The 17258-nt window shown below is 68.8% G+C and carries 12 protein-coding genes and 1 pseudogene; 6 read left to right on the top strand and 7 right to left on the bottom strand.

Features of this window, described 5'->3' with window-relative positions; all coding sequences use genetic code 11:
* Positions 1 to 173: 173 nt before the first annotated feature.
* The 5 genes and pseudogenes from RUH65_RS11475 to RUH65_RS11455 form a co-directional block, all read right to left on the bottom strand.
* Positions 174 to 635, bottom strand: a complete 462-nt coding sequence (locus RUH65_RS11475; RefSeq protein WP_313817562.1) for a nucleoside deaminase — start codon at positions 633 to 635, stop codon at positions 174 to 176.
* A gap of 153 nt (positions 636 to 788) precedes the next feature.
* A pseudogene (locus tag RUH65_RS11470) lies at positions 789 to 1097 on the bottom strand (DUF952 domain-containing protein); the annotation flags it as partial.
* Positions 1098 to 1206: 109 nt separating this feature from the next.
* Positions 1207 to 1527 (bottom strand): putative quinol monooxygenase, encoded by a 321-nt coding sequence (locus RUH65_RS11465; RefSeq protein ID WP_188804362.1) that lies wholly within the window; start codon positions 1525 to 1527, stop codon positions 1207 to 1209.
* A gap of 38 nt (positions 1528 to 1565) precedes the next feature.
* Complete coding sequence (locus RUH65_RS11460; RefSeq protein WP_313817561.1) at positions 1566 to 1994, bottom strand: CoA-binding protein; 429 nt, start codon at positions 1992 to 1994, stop codon at positions 1566 to 1568.
* A gap of 119 nt (positions 1995 to 2113) precedes the next feature.
* Entirely contained in the window at positions 2114 to 6430 is a 4317-nt protein-coding gene (locus tag RUH65_RS11455; RefSeq protein WP_313817560.1) for a LamG-like jellyroll fold domain-containing protein, read from the bottom strand.
* A 354-nt stretch (positions 6431 to 6784) separates the two neighbouring features.
* Between RUH65_RS11455 and RUH65_RS11450 the strand changes: the two genes are divergently transcribed.
* Together RUH65_RS11450 and RUH65_RS11445 are read left to right on the top strand one after the other, a co-directional pair.
* Positions 6785 to 9496 (top strand): HAD-IC family P-type ATPase, encoded by a 2712-nt coding sequence (locus RUH65_RS11450; protein ID WP_396180110.1) that lies wholly within the window; start codon positions 6785 to 6787, stop codon positions 9494 to 9496.
* 159 nt (positions 9497 to 9655) lie between these two features.
* On the top strand, positions 9656 to 11044 hold the full coding sequence (locus tag RUH65_RS11445) for an NADP-dependent malic enzyme (protein WP_313817558.1): 1389 nt from the start codon (positions 9656 to 9658) through the stop codon (positions 11042 to 11044).
* 98 nt (positions 11045 to 11142) lie between these two features.
* On the opposite strand, the gene RUH65_RS11440 is transcribed toward RUH65_RS11445, so the two are convergent.
* Complete coding sequence (locus tag RUH65_RS11440; RefSeq protein WP_313817557.1) at positions 11143 to 12204, bottom strand: winged helix DNA-binding domain-containing protein; 1062 nt, start codon at positions 12202 to 12204, stop codon at positions 11143 to 11145.
* A 205-nt stretch (positions 12205 to 12409) separates the two neighbouring features.
* Here RUH65_RS11440 and RUH65_RS11435 point away from each other — a divergent pair, with 205 nt between their 5' ends.
* Positions 12410 to 12943 (top strand): hypothetical protein, encoded by a 534-nt coding sequence (locus RUH65_RS11435; protein ID WP_313817555.1) that lies wholly within the window; start codon positions 12410 to 12412, stop codon positions 12941 to 12943.
* 106 nt (positions 12944 to 13049) lie between these two features.
* Here RUH65_RS11435 and RUH65_RS11430 read toward each other — a convergent pair whose 3' ends face one another.
* Positions 13050 to 14123: an AsnC family transcriptional regulator gene (locus tag RUH65_RS11430; protein WP_313817554.1), complete on the bottom strand. Its 1074-nt coding sequence runs from the start codon at positions 14121 to 14123 to the stop codon at positions 13050 to 13052.
* A 54-nt stretch (positions 14124 to 14177) separates the two neighbouring features.
* Here RUH65_RS11430 and RUH65_RS11425 point away from each other — a divergent pair, with 54 nt between their 5' ends.
* The 3 genes from RUH65_RS11425 (at position 14178) to RUH65_RS11415 (ending at position 17209) form a co-directional block, all read left to right on the top strand.
* On the top strand, positions 14178 to 14906 hold the full coding sequence (locus RUH65_RS11425) for a DUF5058 family protein (RefSeq protein WP_313817553.1): 729 nt from the start codon (positions 14178 to 14180) through the stop codon (positions 14904 to 14906).
* 19 nt (positions 14907 to 14925) lie between these two features.
* Entirely contained in the window at positions 14926 to 15660 is a 735-nt protein-coding gene (locus RUH65_RS11420) for a hypothetical protein (protein ID WP_313817552.1), read from the top strand.
* Between the two features lie 61 nt (positions 15661 to 15721).
* A complete protein-coding gene (locus RUH65_RS11415) occupies positions 15722 to 17209 on the top strand; it encodes an amidohydrolase (RefSeq protein ID WP_313817551.1) in 1488 nt (495 codons plus the stop codon).
* Positions 17210 to 17258 lie beyond the last annotated feature (49 nt).

Below are 17258 nucleotides of genomic sequence, written 5' to 3'. Positions count from 1 at the left end.
CCCCCGACGATGCCCTGGATCTCGAAGCGCAGGCCACCCTGGGTGCCGGCGTCGGGCGTCTCTGTGGTGCCGGCTGGCCGGCCATTTGGGGGGGGGCAGCGGAGGGCAGTGGAGCCGGCAGCCTCAGGGCGGCGTTCGGGATGCCCGGGGTGCTTCGCGGTGTCTCGGGTGGATCAGTAGGCGGTGCGGGACTCGTTGGCCCGCCACGTCTCGAAGGGCGCGGCGGCACGGTCCGTGGGGTGGTGGACCACGGGCATGGCGCCCCGGCGGCCCGGGGCCTCGAAGTACTCGTGGAACGCGGCGTCGTCGAAGCCGGCAGCTGCAGCGTCATGACGGTCCGCCGCGAACACCACCCGGGTGATGCGGGACCACAGTGCGGCGCCCAGACACATGGGGCACGGCTCGCAGCTCGCGTAGAGCACGGCCCCGCTCAGGTCGTAGGTCCCCAGTCCGAGCCCGGCCGACCGGATGGCCTCCACCTCGGCATGGGCCGTCGGGTCGTTGGTGACGGTGACCCGGTTGGTCCCCTGGAAGACCTGGCCGTCCGCGGACACCACGAGCGCGCCGAAGGGACCTCCGTTCGTGGCGGCATTGGACGCGGCCAGATCGATGGCCCGGGACAGGTGCGCCTCGATGAGGGAGTTGGCGGCGGCATCCTCCCCGGAGTCCGCCCTCGCGGGTACGCTGGCGGGCACATGCGTGGGCACGCCTGTGGTGCCGCCCGTGACCACGCGGTCCGGCTCAGCGCTCGGCTGGGGCCGGTCGATCTTCTCGACGCCGGCCACCGCACCCACCGGAATCGGCCCGCCATAGACGTGCGGGAACCACTCGCCGCGCGGGTCCGCGGGAACGCCGGGCTCGAGAACCACCCGCAGACCGGCCCCGTGCAGCGTCTCCTCGTGCAGGGTCAGGAGGACCAGCGGTTCGGTGACGTCGGCGTAGACCGCGTCCAGGACCAGGCCGACCTGACGCGGACCTGCGCTGGCGTGAAGGAAACCGACCTTCTCGATGGAGGCACCGCGGGTGGACCGGTCATAGAGGCCGGTGTCCAGTGCCCGCTCCCAGTCGGCGGCTTCGGCAATGTGCTGAATGGGCATGGGGCCCAGTGTGGCAGAAGCGCTGTGATCCGTCTCCGGTCCCCAGCCGCAGCTCCTGGAGCAGGAGCAGGCGTCCCGTCCGGTCCAGGGGGCGCGGAGCGCCGGGTCCTCAGCCGACCTGCAGCTCGCCCATCTCGTCCCAGCCTTCGCCCTCGATCTGTCGGCTGACGATCTGAGGCGTGGCGGCCAGCAGCGGGCGCATCGATTCCAGTCCGGCGGCGAAGTGCTCGGAGGTCACATGGGCTTCTCCAGCGCCATCCTTGAAGGCCTCGACCAGGACGAACTCGTTCGGGTCCTCCACACTGCGGGACCACTCGAACCAGAGGTTTCCCTCCTCGGCGCGGGTGGCCGCCGTGAACTCGGCGACCGAGTCCAGGAAGGTATCGGTGTATTCGGGCTTGACCTGGTACTTGACGACGATGAAGATCATGGGTCCAGCGTATCCAGTCCGGCGGACGGCGTGGGCACTCACCTCCTCAGGGACGGGTCCTTCCGGACCTCGATCACCGGGCAGGTGTCCATGACCACGTCCAGCCCGGCGTCCGCCGCGCGCTGGGCCGCCGCCTCGTCGATCACCCCGAGTTGGAGCCAGACCGCCTTCGCCCCGATCTCGATGGCCTGGTCCACGATCGCCCCGACCTTCTGTGAGTTCACGAAGCAGTCGACCACATCGACCGTGCCGGGGATGTCCGCCAGCGCACGGTAGCCGGTTTCACCGTGCACCTCCTGTGCACCGAGGTTGACCGGGACGATCTCCATACCCTGCTCGTCCCGCAGGAACTTCGCCACCCCGACGGCGGCGCGGAGCGGGTTGGGCGTGAGCCCGACGACGGCCCAGCGGGCCCCCCGGTGCGTCGTCAGCCTGCGGATGGTCGCCGGATCGTTGGTGTGTGCCATGGGCCCACGGTACGCAGGTTCGGACGCAGGCCGGAACGAACCGTGGCCCCGGCTCCTCCGCAGGGGAGGAACAGTACTGATTCTTGCCCGCAAAGCGCGTCAGCGCGCGTTAGAGCGCGTCAGCCCTGGTCGGCGACCTCGGTCGCGTAGCGCTGCATCAGCGCGGCGACCTCGCCACGGGTGATCGTGTCGTTCGGCTTGAACATGCCGCCCTCGTATCCGGTCGAGACGCCGGTCGAGGCCAGCCACGAGATCGCCTCGTGGTGCGGGTGCGATTCCGCCACGTCCGAGAAGGACTCATCCCACTCGCCCGCTTCCGGCTGCACCGCACGGAACAGGAACGAGGCGAACTCACCGCGGGTCACGCTGTCGTACGGCAGGAACCTCCCATCGGCATAGCCCGTCGTCACACCGGCGTTGGCAGCCCACACGATCTCCTCGAAGAACCCGTTCGACTCCGTGATGTCGGTGAAGTCCTCGCCACCGTCGGTGGCCTCCGGATCGATGTACCGGTGGATGAACGCCACCGACTCGCCACGGGAGATGTCCTTGCCCTTGCGGTAGGCCCCGTCCGTGTATCCGGTCGTGATGCCCTGCTCCTGCATCCACCGGACCGGGGCGTAGTACTGCGAACCCTCCGGGTTGTCCGTGAAGTCCTCCACCGGCTCCGGCTGCTCCGGCTGCTCGGCCTCTTCCACCACGACGGCCCGGGAGGCGATCGCCTGGTTGCCGTTGGCGTCCTCAACCACGTAGGTCAGGGTGTACGCCCCGGCCATGGAGGTGTCCACCGAGCCGATGACCTGCACCGACGCCGTCACATCGCCATCGGTGTTGTCCGTGGCCGACACCCCGGCCAGAGGATCGAACTCGTCACCCACGGTGAGGGTCGCTGCCTCGGGAACGGTCAGTTCCGGGGCCACGGTGTCGGTGCCCGCGGCCGCGGCGGTGAAGACGCCCATCTGCTCGGTCTCACCCGCGGCCAAGTCTTCACCGGTCTCGGCATCACGGCTGGTGGCGTACCAGGCGTAGGTCTCCCCCTCGGTGAGGCCGGCCCACTCGACCGTCGCCGGCCAACCGGACTTGGCCGTGGCCTCGCCGATCTCCTCATCGGTCGGCGTCGTGACCATGACCTGGTTGGTCGCGAAGGAGGTCTTGCGTGTCTCCAGCTGGATCGGCAACCGGGTGTCATCTTCAGTGCCGTTGTAGCGGTTGCGGTCGTCGTACTCGGTCGCCCCGAAGTCGTCCAGCAGCGGGGAGTAGGTGTCCACGGCCATCTCCGCGTTGTCCACGTCGATCTGCAGCAACCGGAAGAAGCTGGAGCCGAACTGGAGCATGTCCGTGGCGGAGCGGCCGTCGACGCCGGTCAGGCCCAGTTCCTCGGCCGAGACCGTGTAGAACTGGTAGTCGGCCAGCAGCTCGACCACGTTGTTGCCCTCCTGACCCACGTCCTTGCGGACCTCGATGTCCACGCCGTGCTCGTGCCCGGAGAGCGCCAGGAAGATGTTGCTGTGCTTCTGGAGCAGGCCTGCGTCGATCTTCGCGCCATCGTGGGAGAACGTCGCGCCGCGGCCATCCGGATTCGTGCTCGGCTTGCGCTGGGCGTGGGTCATGATCATGGCGTTGCGGTCCGAGTACTGGTCCAGGACCCCGCTGGCCCAGGCGATCTCCTCATCGGTGACGTCGTAGCCGAGGTAGACCGCGACGAAGTCCAGGCCGCCGGCGGAGAACAGGTCATAGTGGTTGTCGTTGTCCCCCTCCTTCCACGGCGTGTAGGAGGCCTCGGCGTCCTTCCACCCCTGGGTCTGTTCCAGTGCCTCATAGCGCTCCGGGCCGAAGTACTGGTTGTACAGGTTGTCCGGGCCGTTGTCCGTCCCCGACCGGTTGTCGTGGTTTCCCGGGATCACCCCGTTGACGATCTCGGCGTCGTCCAGGATCTTCTGCGCCTGGGAGACGAACTCGAACTCCTCGACGGCGATCTCGCGGTACTCCTCCTCGTCGGCGCGCGGGCTGCCGGAGTGCCAGTTCTCCATGATGTCGCCGGTGTGGGCGACGTAGTCGATCTTCTTCTCCTCGGCGTTGGCCACGATCCACTCGGCGACGGAGGTGTAGGCATCTGCCCAGACCGCCTGCTGATCCTCGGAGTAGGCGTCCTCCGCAGCCCCCTCGGCGAGGTACTGGGTGTCGGTGAAGTGCGCCAGGGAGAAGTCGTAGTCGGCCGGATCCTCGAAGGAGTCGGCGACCTCGTTCGCCAGATCGTCGGCGAAGGGGTCCTCGCCCAGCACCAGCACGGCGGCCTGGCCGGCCTCGTCCAGGTGCTCCGCGCCCAGCGCGCCGGAGAGCACGAGTTCGCTCTCGTTGAGCCCGCGCCCGGAGGCCAGCTTGTCCCAGGACCCGCTCTCGGTGTTCCACACCAGCAGGTTGACCTGGCGGCTCGGGTCCACGGTTCCCGCCCAGCGCACCGACTGGTCCTCCGCGGCGTCGCCGACCTCGACGTCGAAGCGCTGGAACGGCATCTGCCCGCCGGTGGCGCTGAGGCTGTCCCCGGCCCCCTCGAGGTCCGCGTCCTCCGTGTAGTCGAACTCGAGCGTGGTCGGGGTCCCGTCCACGAGACCCTGGAAGCCGCCGTGGGCGACGTCCGCGCGGCCGCCGTAGAAGGTGGTGGTGACGTCGCCGCCGTCGGGATTCACGGCCCGGGCGGACAGGGAGACCTTGCCCTCGCCCTGCCCGGTCTCCGTGCCGCCACCCACCGGGATGGAGCCCGAGGTGAAGGTGACCGTCTCGGAGATCGGCAGGCCGAAGACGGTCTTGCCCTCGATCGCGATGGTGTGCTCACCGGCCGCCATGCCGGAGCCGATGATCTGGCCCGGCTCGATCGGCTCGCCGTCGAGCGTGTAGGACGTGCCCGCCGCGACGAGGCCGGGGTTGGCCCACTTCGCCGCGAACTCGGTGGCGCGGGTCATCTCGGAGCCCGCGGCCGGGGTGGTGGACTCCAGCGCAGGCTCCTGCCCGCGCAGGCCATCGAAGGCGTCGATGTTCAGCGCCGCCACCTGGTGGGCGTCCAGGGCCTCGCCGAAGATGCGGGTCGCGGCGATCGTGGAGGTGGAGTGGAACTGGGAGCCGCCGTTGGAGGAGTCGGCCCCGATGACCATGTTGTGGGACCTCTGGTCCGCCGGCCATTTGATCTCGGCGTTGGCGGTCGGGGTCTCGGCCACCAGTTCACCGTTGACGTAGAGCTTGACGGTCTGCGAGCCGCCGTCGAAGACGCCGACGGCGTGGTACCACTCGTTCGGCTCGATCTCGATGCCGGCGTTGTGGTAGCTGCCGGTATTGACGGCGAACGTCAGCTTGTTGGCGTACATGGTCATGGAGAAGCCGCCGCCCTCCTTGTTGGCGCACATGTTCGTCTCTCCGGAGGTCGGCAGCGCACCGTTGTAGCGGAACGTGCACTCCACGGTCATCGAGTCGCCCAGCGTGGCGTACTGGTCTCCGAGGGGGTACAGCAGCGCGTCGTCACCGTCAAAGGTGGCCGTGTTGCGTCCGAGCGCGGCGTCCTGCTCGATCACGGGCTCGCCGTGGGTGGTGGCCTCCAGGCCGTTCGCCGTCTCGGTGGCGGTGCCGTCGGCGAAATCGACGTCGAAGACGTCTGCCGTCGGCACCTCGGCCTCCACCGCGAACTCGGAGTTCAGGGCGGCGACCTGCTCGGCCGACGCCGGGGCGCTGTAGAGGCGGGCCGCGTCAACGGTGGCGGCCGAGAACTGGCCGGGCGCGCCGTTGCCGCTGTCCGCACCCAACACCACGGCGTGGGCGTTCTCGTTCGGGGGAACGGTCATGGGGCCGCCGGCCTCGGCCTCGGCGGCCAGCTCACCGTCCAGGTAGAGCTTGATGGTGTTGCCGTCGTAGACGCCGGTCGCGTGATACCAAGTCTCGGCGTCGATGTCCGCCCAGGCGAAGGTGTACCCCCCTTCGGCGTGAATCATGAAGCCGGCCTGGTCCCCCTTGACCACCATGGCGAAGCCACCGGCCTCCTTGTTGCCGCAGAGGGTGTCCTCCCCGGTGGTGGCCGTGGCAGCCCGCTTGAAGTTGCACTCGACGGTGAAACCGTCGGCCAGCTGGCCGTAGTCGGAGTCCGTCAGCGCGTAGGAGTAGGCGGACTCCCCGTCGAAGCCGGCCACCGATCGGGCCAGGCTGCCATCCACGGAGATCTGCGGGGCGCCGAACGTCTCGACGGGGCGGTCCTGGGCGGCGTCGGCGGGGGTGCCGTCCTCGAACGTCACGTCGAGCAGGTCAGCGTCTGGTGCGGCCACGGCTGCGGTGGAATTGTTCACCACCGGGGCGAGGGGAGCAGCGGAGGCGGCCGCGACCGGCATGAGTGCACCGGTGGAGGTCAGGCCGACGGACAGGGCGAGGACGGCAAGAGGCAAGCGCTGAGCGGTCATGATCCATTCTTCTGTTGAGGGGTGCCGCCCCGAAGGCAGCAGAGAGGTGATGACCCTCAGACGGTAAGGAGCGGTGTTGAACGCCAGCATCTTCCTGCGTGAACACAGGACACCAGGACCGTGAACCCGAACGCCCTCCGAACAGCCCCGCGTCATCCCTAGCCACCTCCGCATCACCCCCGATCCACCCCTGAGATGGACCCGGAACCGACCCGGAATAGTCCCCAGGTGGGATGTTCGGCCTGGTGCGGGGCAGTAAGTTGAACGGGTTCGGGGGAATCGCACCGGATCACATTGGCAGGGCCTGACGCGGATATCACCGCCCGTTGCCCTGCATTGCCCAGGGGGAGAATCATGAGCATGGCGGAGACCACCTCCGAGCCGGCAAGCCACGGTGCGGGCGTCCCGGAAGATCCGGAGCATCCGGACTATCAGCGCCACCTGCTTCTGGACCGCCGGGGCCATGCCCCGCTCCCCCGCCCTCAAGACGCCGTCCTCTCCGTACACGGGTTGGCCCCGGCCGCCGTCGCCGAACGCGAGGAGAAGGGGCTCGTTAACCGTCAGCCGCGGGACACCTCCCGGTCCCTCTGGACCATCCTGCGCGTCCACATCCTGACGCTGTTCAACCTCACGATCGCCGCCTGCGCCGTGGCCATCATCGTGCTGGGCCGCTGGTTCGACCTCGTGTTCTGCCTGGCCGCCGTGGCCAATGTGGTCATCGGCGTGATCCAGGAGTACTCGGCCAAGCGCAAGCTCGATGCCATCGCCCTGCTCCACCAGGACGCCGCCCATGTGCTCCGCGACGGCACCGAGCACGCGGTGCGGCTCGAGGAGATCGTGCTGGACGACGCGGTGATGCTGCGCCGTGGCGACCAGGTCCCCGCCGACGGGGTGGTGCTGTCCTCCGACGGCCTGGACATCGACGAGTCCCTGCTCACCGGCGAGGCCGACGCGGTCGGCAAGCGCACCGGTGATGCCGTGCTCTCCGGTTCCGCGGTCCTCTCCGGGACGGGGCTGATCCGGGTCACGGCCGTCGGACCGGACTCCCATGCCTCGCGCCTGGCCATCGAGGCCCGCCGGTACTCCAAGATCCCCTCCGAGCTCCGTGGCGCCCTGGACACCGTGGCCACCTGGCTGACGATCGCCTTGGTGCCCATCGCCGCGTTGATCGTCAACGGCCAGGTCCAGGCCGTGGGCGGCTGGGCGCTCGCCCTGGAGCAGGACGCGATCGAGCCAGCCGTGGTCGCCTCCGTCGCCGCGATCACCTCGATGATCCCGCAGGGCCTGGCCCTGATGACGACCATCTCCTTCGCCGTGGCCGCCCTCAAGCTCGCCCGGCAGGAGGTGCTCATCCAGGAGCAGCCGGCCGTGGAGATCCTGGCCCGGGTGGACACCGTGTGCCTGGACAAGACCGGGACCCTCACCGAGGGGCGGATCGTCTTCGACGGCTCCACGGACCTCATCTCCGCCACGCAGGGCGGCCAGCCCGACGAGTCCACCCAGCCCGGTCCGGCCGGCGCAGCTGACCTGGCTGACCTGCGCTCCGCCGGGGCACTGGTACTGGGCTGGTTCGGCGCCGACCCGAACGCCAACCCCACCGCCCTGGCCCTCGCGGAGGCCTACCCCTCGCGGCCTCCGGTGGCACCCACGGAGCAGGTGGCCTTCGCCTCGGAGCGGCGTTGGTCAGCTGTGGCCTTCGGCCCCGCCTCCGTGCACGACGCCGGCGCCTCCGGACACTTCCCGTCCGGCGATGCGGTGCACGGGGCCTGGGTCCTGGGTGCCCCGGAGGTCCTGCTCCCGGCGTCCGGCGGCGGCATCGACGCGGAGCGGCGCGCGCATATCGAGGCGCTGTGCGACGAGACCACCAGCCGCGGCCTGCGCACCATGGTGCTGTGCCGCTCCACGGAACCGGCCGGCGTCGGGACCTGGTTCGGCACGGACCGGCACCTGCCGCCCGTGCTGGAGGCCGTGGCCCTGCTGACCTTCCGCGAGAAGGTGCGCGACGACGCCCGTGAGACCCTCGAGTATTTCCGCGCGCAGGACGTCGCGTTGAAGGTCATCTCCGGTGACCATCCCCGGACCGTCGCTGCGGTGGCCCGTGAGGTCGGCATGGAGGTCGAAGGGGACGGGTATGACGCCCGCAATCTGCCCTCCGATCCGGAGGAGCGCCGGGTGGTGCTGCAGGAGCACTCCGTGTTCGGCCGGGTCTCTCCCGAGCAGAAGAAGGGCATGGTCAGCGCCCTGCAACAGGACGGCCATGTGGTGGCCATGACCGGGGACGGCATCAACGACGCCCTCGCGCTGAAGAGAGCTGACCTGGGGATCGCGATGGGCAACGGAGCACCGGCCACCAAGGCGGTCTCCCGCATGGTGCTGCTGGACAGCAGGTTCTCCCGCCTGCCCTCGGTGCTGGCGGAGGGCCGGCAGGTCATCGCCAATATGGAGCAGCTGGCGCACATGTACCTGACGAAGACGGCCTATGCCGTGCTCTTCGGGGTGGTCTTCTCCCTGCTGGCCTGGCAGTATCCCCTGCTGCCGCGCCAGGCCTCCACCGTCGATTTCCTCATGATCGGCCTGCCGACCTTCTTCCTGACCCTGGTGCCGAACCAGCGCCGCTACGTCCCCGGGTTCCTCGGACGTGCCCTGCGGTTCGCGATCCCCTCCGGCCTCGTCATCCTCGCCGGGTTGCTGGCCGTCAACGGCTACGCCCGCTGGTTCGCCGGCTACTCGGACGAGGTCACGGGGCTGGCCGGTGCCGTGGGTACGGTGTCTCTGCAACAGGTCCAGACGGCCTCGGTGATCACCCTGACGCTCATGGGCCTGTGGGTGCTGAACCTGATCTCGCGGCCGCTGACGAGGTGGAAGCTGGCCCTCATCGTGGCGATGTACGCCCTGCTGTTGCTCGTGCTGTTGATCCCGGCCTCCAGGGAGTTCCACCAGTTCGAGATCCCGCCGTGGGACCTGACCGTCGCAGCCGTGGCGATCGGCGCCGTCGCCTGCGTCCTGCTCGAGGGCATCCACCAGTTCCACCGTCGGCGCCATTCCGGGTCAGGCACCTCACCATGACGTCCTGGACCTGCTGACCACGGCGAACATTACGCCGCGTACTGCGGGGTAGAAGCCCTCCGCCGCTACACTCGGTATCTTGCCGGCCGTGCCGCTGCGGCGGCGATGACGGCGACCCGTCCAGCAACCGTTCGGATCCCGATTCCAAGGAGCATCCCCATGGCAGCACCCAGCCCCGGCTATTCCATTTCCCTGCGCGTCGAGACCCCCGTCTCCTTCACCGCTACCTCTGACATCGCCACGGCCGTGGCCGGTACCGGTGCCGCCGTGACCGGCCTGGACGTGATCGAATCGCACCACCGGTACATGACCGTGGCCGTCGGCTGTGACACGGTGGACGCGGCGCATGCCGAACGCGTCCGCGAGGCCGTGGACGCCATCGAGGGCATCACCGTCCATGAGGTCACGGACCAGACCTTCCAGCTGCACGAGGGCGGGAAGATCGAGACCACCCTGCGCGTGCCGCTGCGCACCCGGGACGATCTCTCCCGGGCCTACACCCCTGGGGTGGCCCGCGTCTGCCGGGCGATCGCCGAGGACAAGGACCTGGCGCGCCTGTACACCATCAAGAAGAACACGGTGGCGGTGGTGACGGACGGGACCGCCGTGCTCGGCCTGGGGGACATCGGTCCGGAGGCAGCCATGCCCGTGATGGAGGGCAAGGCCGCCCTGTTCAAGCAGTTCGCCGGCGTGGACGCCTGGCCGGTGGCCCTGGACACCAAGGACACCGAGGAGATCATCAGCATCGTCAAGGCCATCGCCCCGGCCTACGGCGGCATCAACCTCGAGGACATCTCCGCACCCCGCTGCTTCGAGATCGAGGCCCGCCTGCGTGAGGAACTGGACATCCCCGTCTTCCACGACGACCAGCACGGCACTGCGATCGTGGTCCAGGCGGCCCTCACCAACGCCCTGAAGATCACCGGCAAGAAGATCGAGGACGTCAGGATCGCCGTGGCCGGCGTCGGCGCGGCCGGCACCGCCATCATCAAGCTCCTGAAGGCCTCCGGAGCGCGCCACATCGTGGCCGCCGGCCGAGCCGGGATCATCGAGCGCGGCTCCCAGCATGCCGACGCCAACCGCCAGTGGCTCGCGGACAACACGAATGAGGAGCGCTTCTCCGGCTCGCTGAAGGAAGCTGTGGTCGGTCGCGACGTGTTCATCGGCGTCTCCGCACCGAACCTGCTCGACGAGACCGATGTGGCCGCCATGAACGAGGACTCCATCGTGTTCGCCATGTCCAACCCGGATCCGGAGGTACACCCGGCCACCGCGTCCAAGCACGCCGCGATCGTGGCCACCGGCCGCTCGGACTTCCCGAACCAGATCAACAACGTGCTGGCCTTCCCGGGCTTCTTCCGCGGCCTGCTGGACGCCGAGGCCTCGGACATCACCGACGAGATGCTCGTGGTGGCCGCCGAGGCCATCGCCGGGACCATCACGGACGAGGAGCTGAACCCGAGCTTCATCATCCCCTCGGTCTTCGACCCAGAGGTCTCCCTCCGGGTGGCAGCGGCCGTGGCCGCCGTCGCCACCCCGCGGGGCTGACGTCACCGTGATCGAGTAGGGAGGACATGCCGTGACCGCTGCCGGCAGCTCGGCATGTCCTCCCCAGTCGATGGGCCAGCACAGCTCGAGGGGCCGGCTCAGGCAGGCAGCGCGGCGCTGAGACGGGGTACGGCCCTGGCCACCGGGCCTGGCAGCTCTCCGAACGCGGTGACCTCGACCGGCTGACCACGCCGGGTGGGTCGCTTCCACGTCCCCACGGCATGACCGCGGTGCAGCACCGTGCCCTTGAACACGCCGTTGCGCCCGGGGACCACGAGCGCCTCCTCGTCCCTGGTCAGCACCGCGGACCGGTCCTGGTAGCCGAGGACGGTCTCGTCGAACCCGGGCAACAGGAGCGGTGCGGCGGTGGCCCGGGTCCGCTCTGCGTGACGGTCCGGCAGGTCCGGGGACATCCAGTGTTCCCGCCCGTCCACGTCCGCGGACAGCAACTCCGGGTGGAGGTCCGCCAGCGCCGGCCGGGCCTGGGTCTTGCCGATCTTGGACCACCAGCAGAAGTCCTCCACGGTGGCCGGGCCATGGGAGCGCAGGTACCGCAGCAGCAACTCACGGACGCCGTCCTCCCGGTCGCGCTGCCGGCCCGGCGTGATCCACTCGGTGGCCAGCACGAGGCGTTGCTCCCGGCCCTCGGTGGGGCCGAAACACAGCACCCCGCGCAGGGCGAGGAAGAAGATCAGGTGGTACCCGCGGCCCTCGTCCACGGGGATTCCCTCATCGGTGAACCGGGCCAGGAATCCGGAACGGGTCAGTCCCGGACCGCTCAGGGCCTGGAGCGCGACCATCTCGGCCCGGTCGAGCACGTCCGCGGTCAGGCCGAACTCCCGGCGGCGCCGTTCGGTCGCCTTCAACATCTGTGCCGCGGTGAGGTCCAGAATCCACTCGAGATCCTCGGCCGCCACGGCGAACAGGGTGCCCCGCATCGGCCAGGACCGGACGATCCGTCCCGCATCGTAGGCCTCGCGGACTGCTGCGGTGGACCGGCCCACGCTGCGCAGGGCCAGGGACACGGTGGAGCCCGGGTAGTCCTGGCCCTGGGTGCAGGTGAGCCACCGCGCCACGTCGGCGGACGTGGGCAGCGGATCGACCAGATGCTGGGAGATCAGCCGCATCCGTGCCACCTGTTCGGAACTGAGAACCAGCATGCCCCCTCCTTCGCTGGGGACAGTGTGCCATGGAGGCCACAGGACCGCGCCCGTTCTCACCGGCCATGGTCACCTGCCTGAGGAAAAGCTGTGAATCCCCCGGTGCCGGGCTGTGCACCGATTGACCTGACTCCGCCCGCGGTGAAGACTCGGGTCATACCCGAGCGGTCACCCCGCCACGGGCAGACGCCACAAAGGAGACGACATGAAGCGATTGATCACCCTCGGCATCGGCGCGGCCCTCGGATACCTCCTGGGCAGCCGCGAAGGACGGAAGAATCTCGACAAGTTCGCCAAGAACGCGCAGAGCTTCTGGAATGATCCGAAGACCCAGGACCAGGTGCAGAAGGCCACCCAGAAGGCGACCACTGCCGTGAAGGACCAGGCACCCGTGGTGGCGGACAAGGCGGCGGGCCTGGCGGACAAGGCCACGGACGCGCTGAAGGACAAGGCGCCCGGGCTGTCCGAGAAGGCCAACAGCGCTGCCCACACCATGGCTGACAAGGGTTCCGCCGCGGCCCAGGACCTGGCTGACAAGGCCTCCTCCGCCGCGGAGAAGTCCGTCGGCAAGCACGCCTCCGGCGACAAGTCCGTCAACGGCGCTCCCGATGCCCCGGCCACCGGGTCCGATGCGAATGCCTCGAGCGGCAACGCCAAGGCCTCCGGCCCCCGCGGAGACGTCCTCTCCGATCCGTCCCAGTCCCTCGAGACCGAGGGCGGCGGACCCGGACGCTCCTGACCCTCTGAACGAACTGACATGACGGCCCCGGCCCCTGAACCCCAGGGAGCCGGGGCCGTTGTCATGCCATCAGGCCCATCTGTCCCGTGCCGGGGATCTGGACCGTCTAACCGGGCGTCGCGACGTAGCGATCGGTGAAGCGGCCCTCGTGGTCGATCAGGTGCCCCAGCCGCTTGGCGGTACGCAGGACGATCTGCCGCCTGATCATGACGCCGGTTCGGGAGAGTGAATCGATCTTCGCTTCCAGCGCGTGCAGGACATCCAAATTACGCAGCCACACGTCGAAGGTGAGGTTGGCCGGTCCCGCCGCGGTGCCAACGTAGCGGACTTCCGGGTGCGTCGTCAGCGCGGTGGCCACGGCGCTCAGCTGGCGGGGCGGGACGTCGGCGAAGTACCAGATATGCACGGGCCATCCGGCCCAGAGGTTGATCACATCGGTCCGCAATCTGAACTGCTGTCCGTGCAGCAGCACCGCGACGGCGTCGTGGATCTTCTGCTCGCTGACTCCCAGATCGCGCGCCAGCACCGCAGCTGGCGTGCGCGCGTCACGCCCCAGCTTGGCCATGAGCGAGCTGGAGAACTGGGGGTCCAGGTTCCGCGCAGCTCGGGCGCGGGGCAGGCGTGGTCCCCTGATCTGGGCGGCCTGTTCCGGGTCCAATGCCCGCACGTTCCAGCGTTCTCCGGACTTCAAGGTGGAGGTGATCAGGTGTGCGCGCACATCTCTGACGCCCGGCAGGGACGGCAACGTCTCCAGCAGCACCGTGGCCAGCGAGGACTCGTCGGGGGCGCTGATCGTGGCGATGAGGCAGGTCCCCGACGTGGTGGCATCAAGCGTCATCGCCATCGGAAGCTCCGTGAGAATTGCTGTGGCCCTGGCAAGTGAGCCGGGTTCGAGGTCAATCTCGGCGAAGGCGGTGTTGCGGCTGCTGTTGATCCACGTGGCGTGACCGGTGGCCCTGACCATCCCGGCTGCGTGCAGACGTGCGTAGCGCTGGGCCAGAGCCGTCGGGGTGACGGATAGAGCGCGCGAGAGTTCGCTCCACGGCGCCCGCGGCTGGACCTGAAGCGCGTGAATCAGACGAGCATCGTCGTCGGAGATCGAGTTTATGGGCATCAGAGACTTCATTCTCGCAGATTCCTCGCCGTTTATCCGATGGAAACTCGACATTGCCAAACTCACTTCCCAAGCCGTTCGCACCAAGGAACGGGCCCCTCCAGCTGAAAGGAGCGCTCCATGGAAGAAGCAGCGCCCACCCTGGCCGAGACCGTCAACCATCCACTGCTGTGGATCGGTGCCATCGCGGTGCTGGTCGTGGTTGTGGTCCAGAGCGTCGTTTACCTGAAGGCGGCGAAGGCCGCAGCGGCCGAGGTGGGCATGCCCACCGTGCAGGTGCGGACCGCGTTCCGCGCCGGCGGGGTCTCAGCCATCGGCCCCTCTCTCGCCGTCTGCCTCGTGGCATTGGCCTTGTTGCCGTTGTTCGGAAGCCCGAGCACGATCACCCGCATCGGCCTGATCGGGTCGGCGGCCTACGAAACCATCGCCGCCGACCTGGCGCTGGGCACCATGGGCTCCGGACTCGGCGAGCCGCGCGTGGACGGCAACATGCTGGTGACCATGCTGCTCGCCCTGGCCATCGGGGGCTCGGGCTGGATGGTGGTCACCCTCGTGATGACTCCCATCCTGAAGCGGACCATGGGCGCCGGGATCAGCACGAAAACCGCCCGTACGCGATCGGCACGCTGGGCCGTTCTGCCCACCGCGGCCCTGATCGGCGCGTTCTTCACCCTGGGCCTGAAGGAGGTGGCCGCGAGTTTCAGTGGCGCGATCGTGTTCGGCGCCTCCGCCCTGCTCATGCTGGTTCTCACCCTGCTGGCCAAGCGGCTGGACAAGCCCGCTCTGCTCGAATTCGCACTCGGTATCGCCATGATCGTGGCGATTGCCGTTGGCTACTTCATCTCCTGACCTGTCGAGAGGACCGACCATGATGTCCCATCCCGCCGCACCCATCGAAGCTCCCACGGCCGCCCCCCAGCCGATGGCCGGCTACAACCGCACCACGTCCGTCTGGGGCCCCATCACGATGCTCGTCGGCATGACGGCCATGCTGATCGGCCCCATCCTGATGGTGTTGGTGGCCGGGTACACCGTCAACCCCGGGACGCTGGTCACCGCCGTGGTTGCGATCGCGCTGGTCATGGGCGTGATCTGGGTGGTCGAACCGATCTCGTACTTCCCGATCCTGGGCCCCGGGGCCATGTACCAGGCTTTTCTCATCGGCAACATCTCCACCAAACTCCTGCCTGCCGCGGTCACCGCCCAGGCCCGCATCCAGGCCAAGCCGGGTACTCCGCAGGCGCAGATCGCCGCGACCCTCGCCATCTGCGCGGCCGCGATCATTCACGTTGCCGCGCTCGTTCTCGTCGTCGGGATCTTTGGACAGTGGCTGCTGACCATCATCCCGGCTGATTGGCTTGCCGCCGTCACCCAGTTCGTGGTCCCGGCTGTGCTGGGTGCCTTTTTGATGCAGAACGTCATCGGCAACCTCAAGCAGCCGAAGGTGCTCGTCGCCGGCCTCGTCGTCGGCGTCCTGGTCATCTATATCCTGGTGCCGATGGCCCCCGCACTGGCCGGCGCAGCCCCGCTGTTCGGGGTGGCCCTCACCGTGGCCATAGCTGTGCTGACCTTCACGCCGGACCCCAAGGCCGACGCCCTCTAGACATCCCCCTGCAACTCTGCCGCGCTTTCCAGTGCGCAGTCCACCCCTCGAAAGGACAGCAATGACGATTGACAGCACCGCACCCCTCGGCTCTCTGGATACCGGCCCGCTGGAGGAGCTTTCCCAGCGGGTGGCGGCCGCCGCTCCCGAGTTCACCGCCATGGCGGACGCGATCTGGGACGATCCGGAGATGCGCTGGGAGGAGTTCCGCGCCCAGGACAAGCACCAGGCAGCCGCCCGCGCCCACGGGTTTTCGGTCACCGAGAAGGTGGGCGGCATCCCGACCGCCTTCAGCGCCGAACGCGGAACCGGCGGACCCGTCATCGCGTTCTTGGGCGAATACGACGCCTTGGCCGACATCAGCCAGGAGGCCGGAAACCCCCAGCGCACTCCGGACCCGGCGAACATCTCCGGCAACGGTCACGGATGCCATCACCACCTGCTTGGCTCCGGTGCACTCCTGGCGGCCTCCGTCACCGCCGACTACTTCGAGGCCGCCGGCATCCAAGCCCGGGTGCGCTACTACGGTTGCCCCGCCGAGGAGGCCGCCGCAGGAAAGACGTTCATGGTCAAGGCAGGGGCGTTCGGCGACGTCGACGCGGCCGTGACCTGGCATCCGACGACCATGACCGGCAGCCGCCAGTCCCTCACGTTGTCCTACTCGCAGGTCTACTTCCACTTCACGGGCCTGGCGGCCCACGCCGGCGCGATGCCGCACCTCGGACGCTCCGCACTCGACGCCGTCGAACTGATGAACGTCGGAGTGAACTTCTTGCGCGAGCACATGCCGGACACCGCACGGGTTCACTACGCCATCACCGACACGGGCGGCCGCTCTCCCAACGTGGTGCAGGCGCACGCCAGCGTCTACTACGTGATCCGGGCCGACGACACCCGCCAGATGCGGGATCTCCAGGAACGGGTCGAGAACATTGCCCGCGGCGCCGCGCTGATGACGGAGACCGACCTGGAGATCGAGTTCGACGGCGCGTGCGCCGAGGTCCTGCCGAACGAGGTACTCGAGCGCACCCTGGAGGACGTCCTGCAGCAGCTCGGTCCGGTGGGGTTCGACGCGACCGACCAGCTGGCCGCCACCGAGTTCGCTGTGGGACTCGACGAACGGGAGATCGCCGGTTCGAAGCGTCGCGTCGGCTGGGACCCGCGCGATGGTCGTGCCTTGCACGACGACCTCGCCCCGTACCAGCCAGAACAGCCCCGCCCGCAGATGACCGGTTCCACGGACGTCGGAGACGTGAGCTGGGTCGTGCCGACGGTGCAGATCTCCTCCGCCACCGCAGCACTGGGTACCCCGTTCCACGCCTGGCAGACCGTCGCTCAGGGCAAGATGCCGGCCGCACACAAGGGCATGATCCACGCGGCCACCTCCATGGCGGCGACGGCCGCGGCCATCGTCACCAACCCCGGCGTTCTTGCGGCCGCGAAGCAGGAACACACCGATATCATCGCGCTGACCCCCTACCTCGAACCGATCCCGGACGGCGTCGTGGCCCCGCCCCTGCGGGTCGACGCCCACCCGACGGGGCGGTAGCGCGCCATGTGCGTCCTGTGACCGCGCTCGGCCCCGGGCTCACCGGGGC

This window comes from Citricoccus sp. (assembly GCF_032154715.1).
In the GTDB taxonomy this organism is placed as follows: domain Bacteria; phylum Actinomycetota; class Actinomycetes; order Actinomycetales; family Micrococcaceae; genus Citricoccus.
Note: the sequence above shows the minus strand (reverse complement) of the source record. Positions and strands in the feature narration are given on the sequence as shown.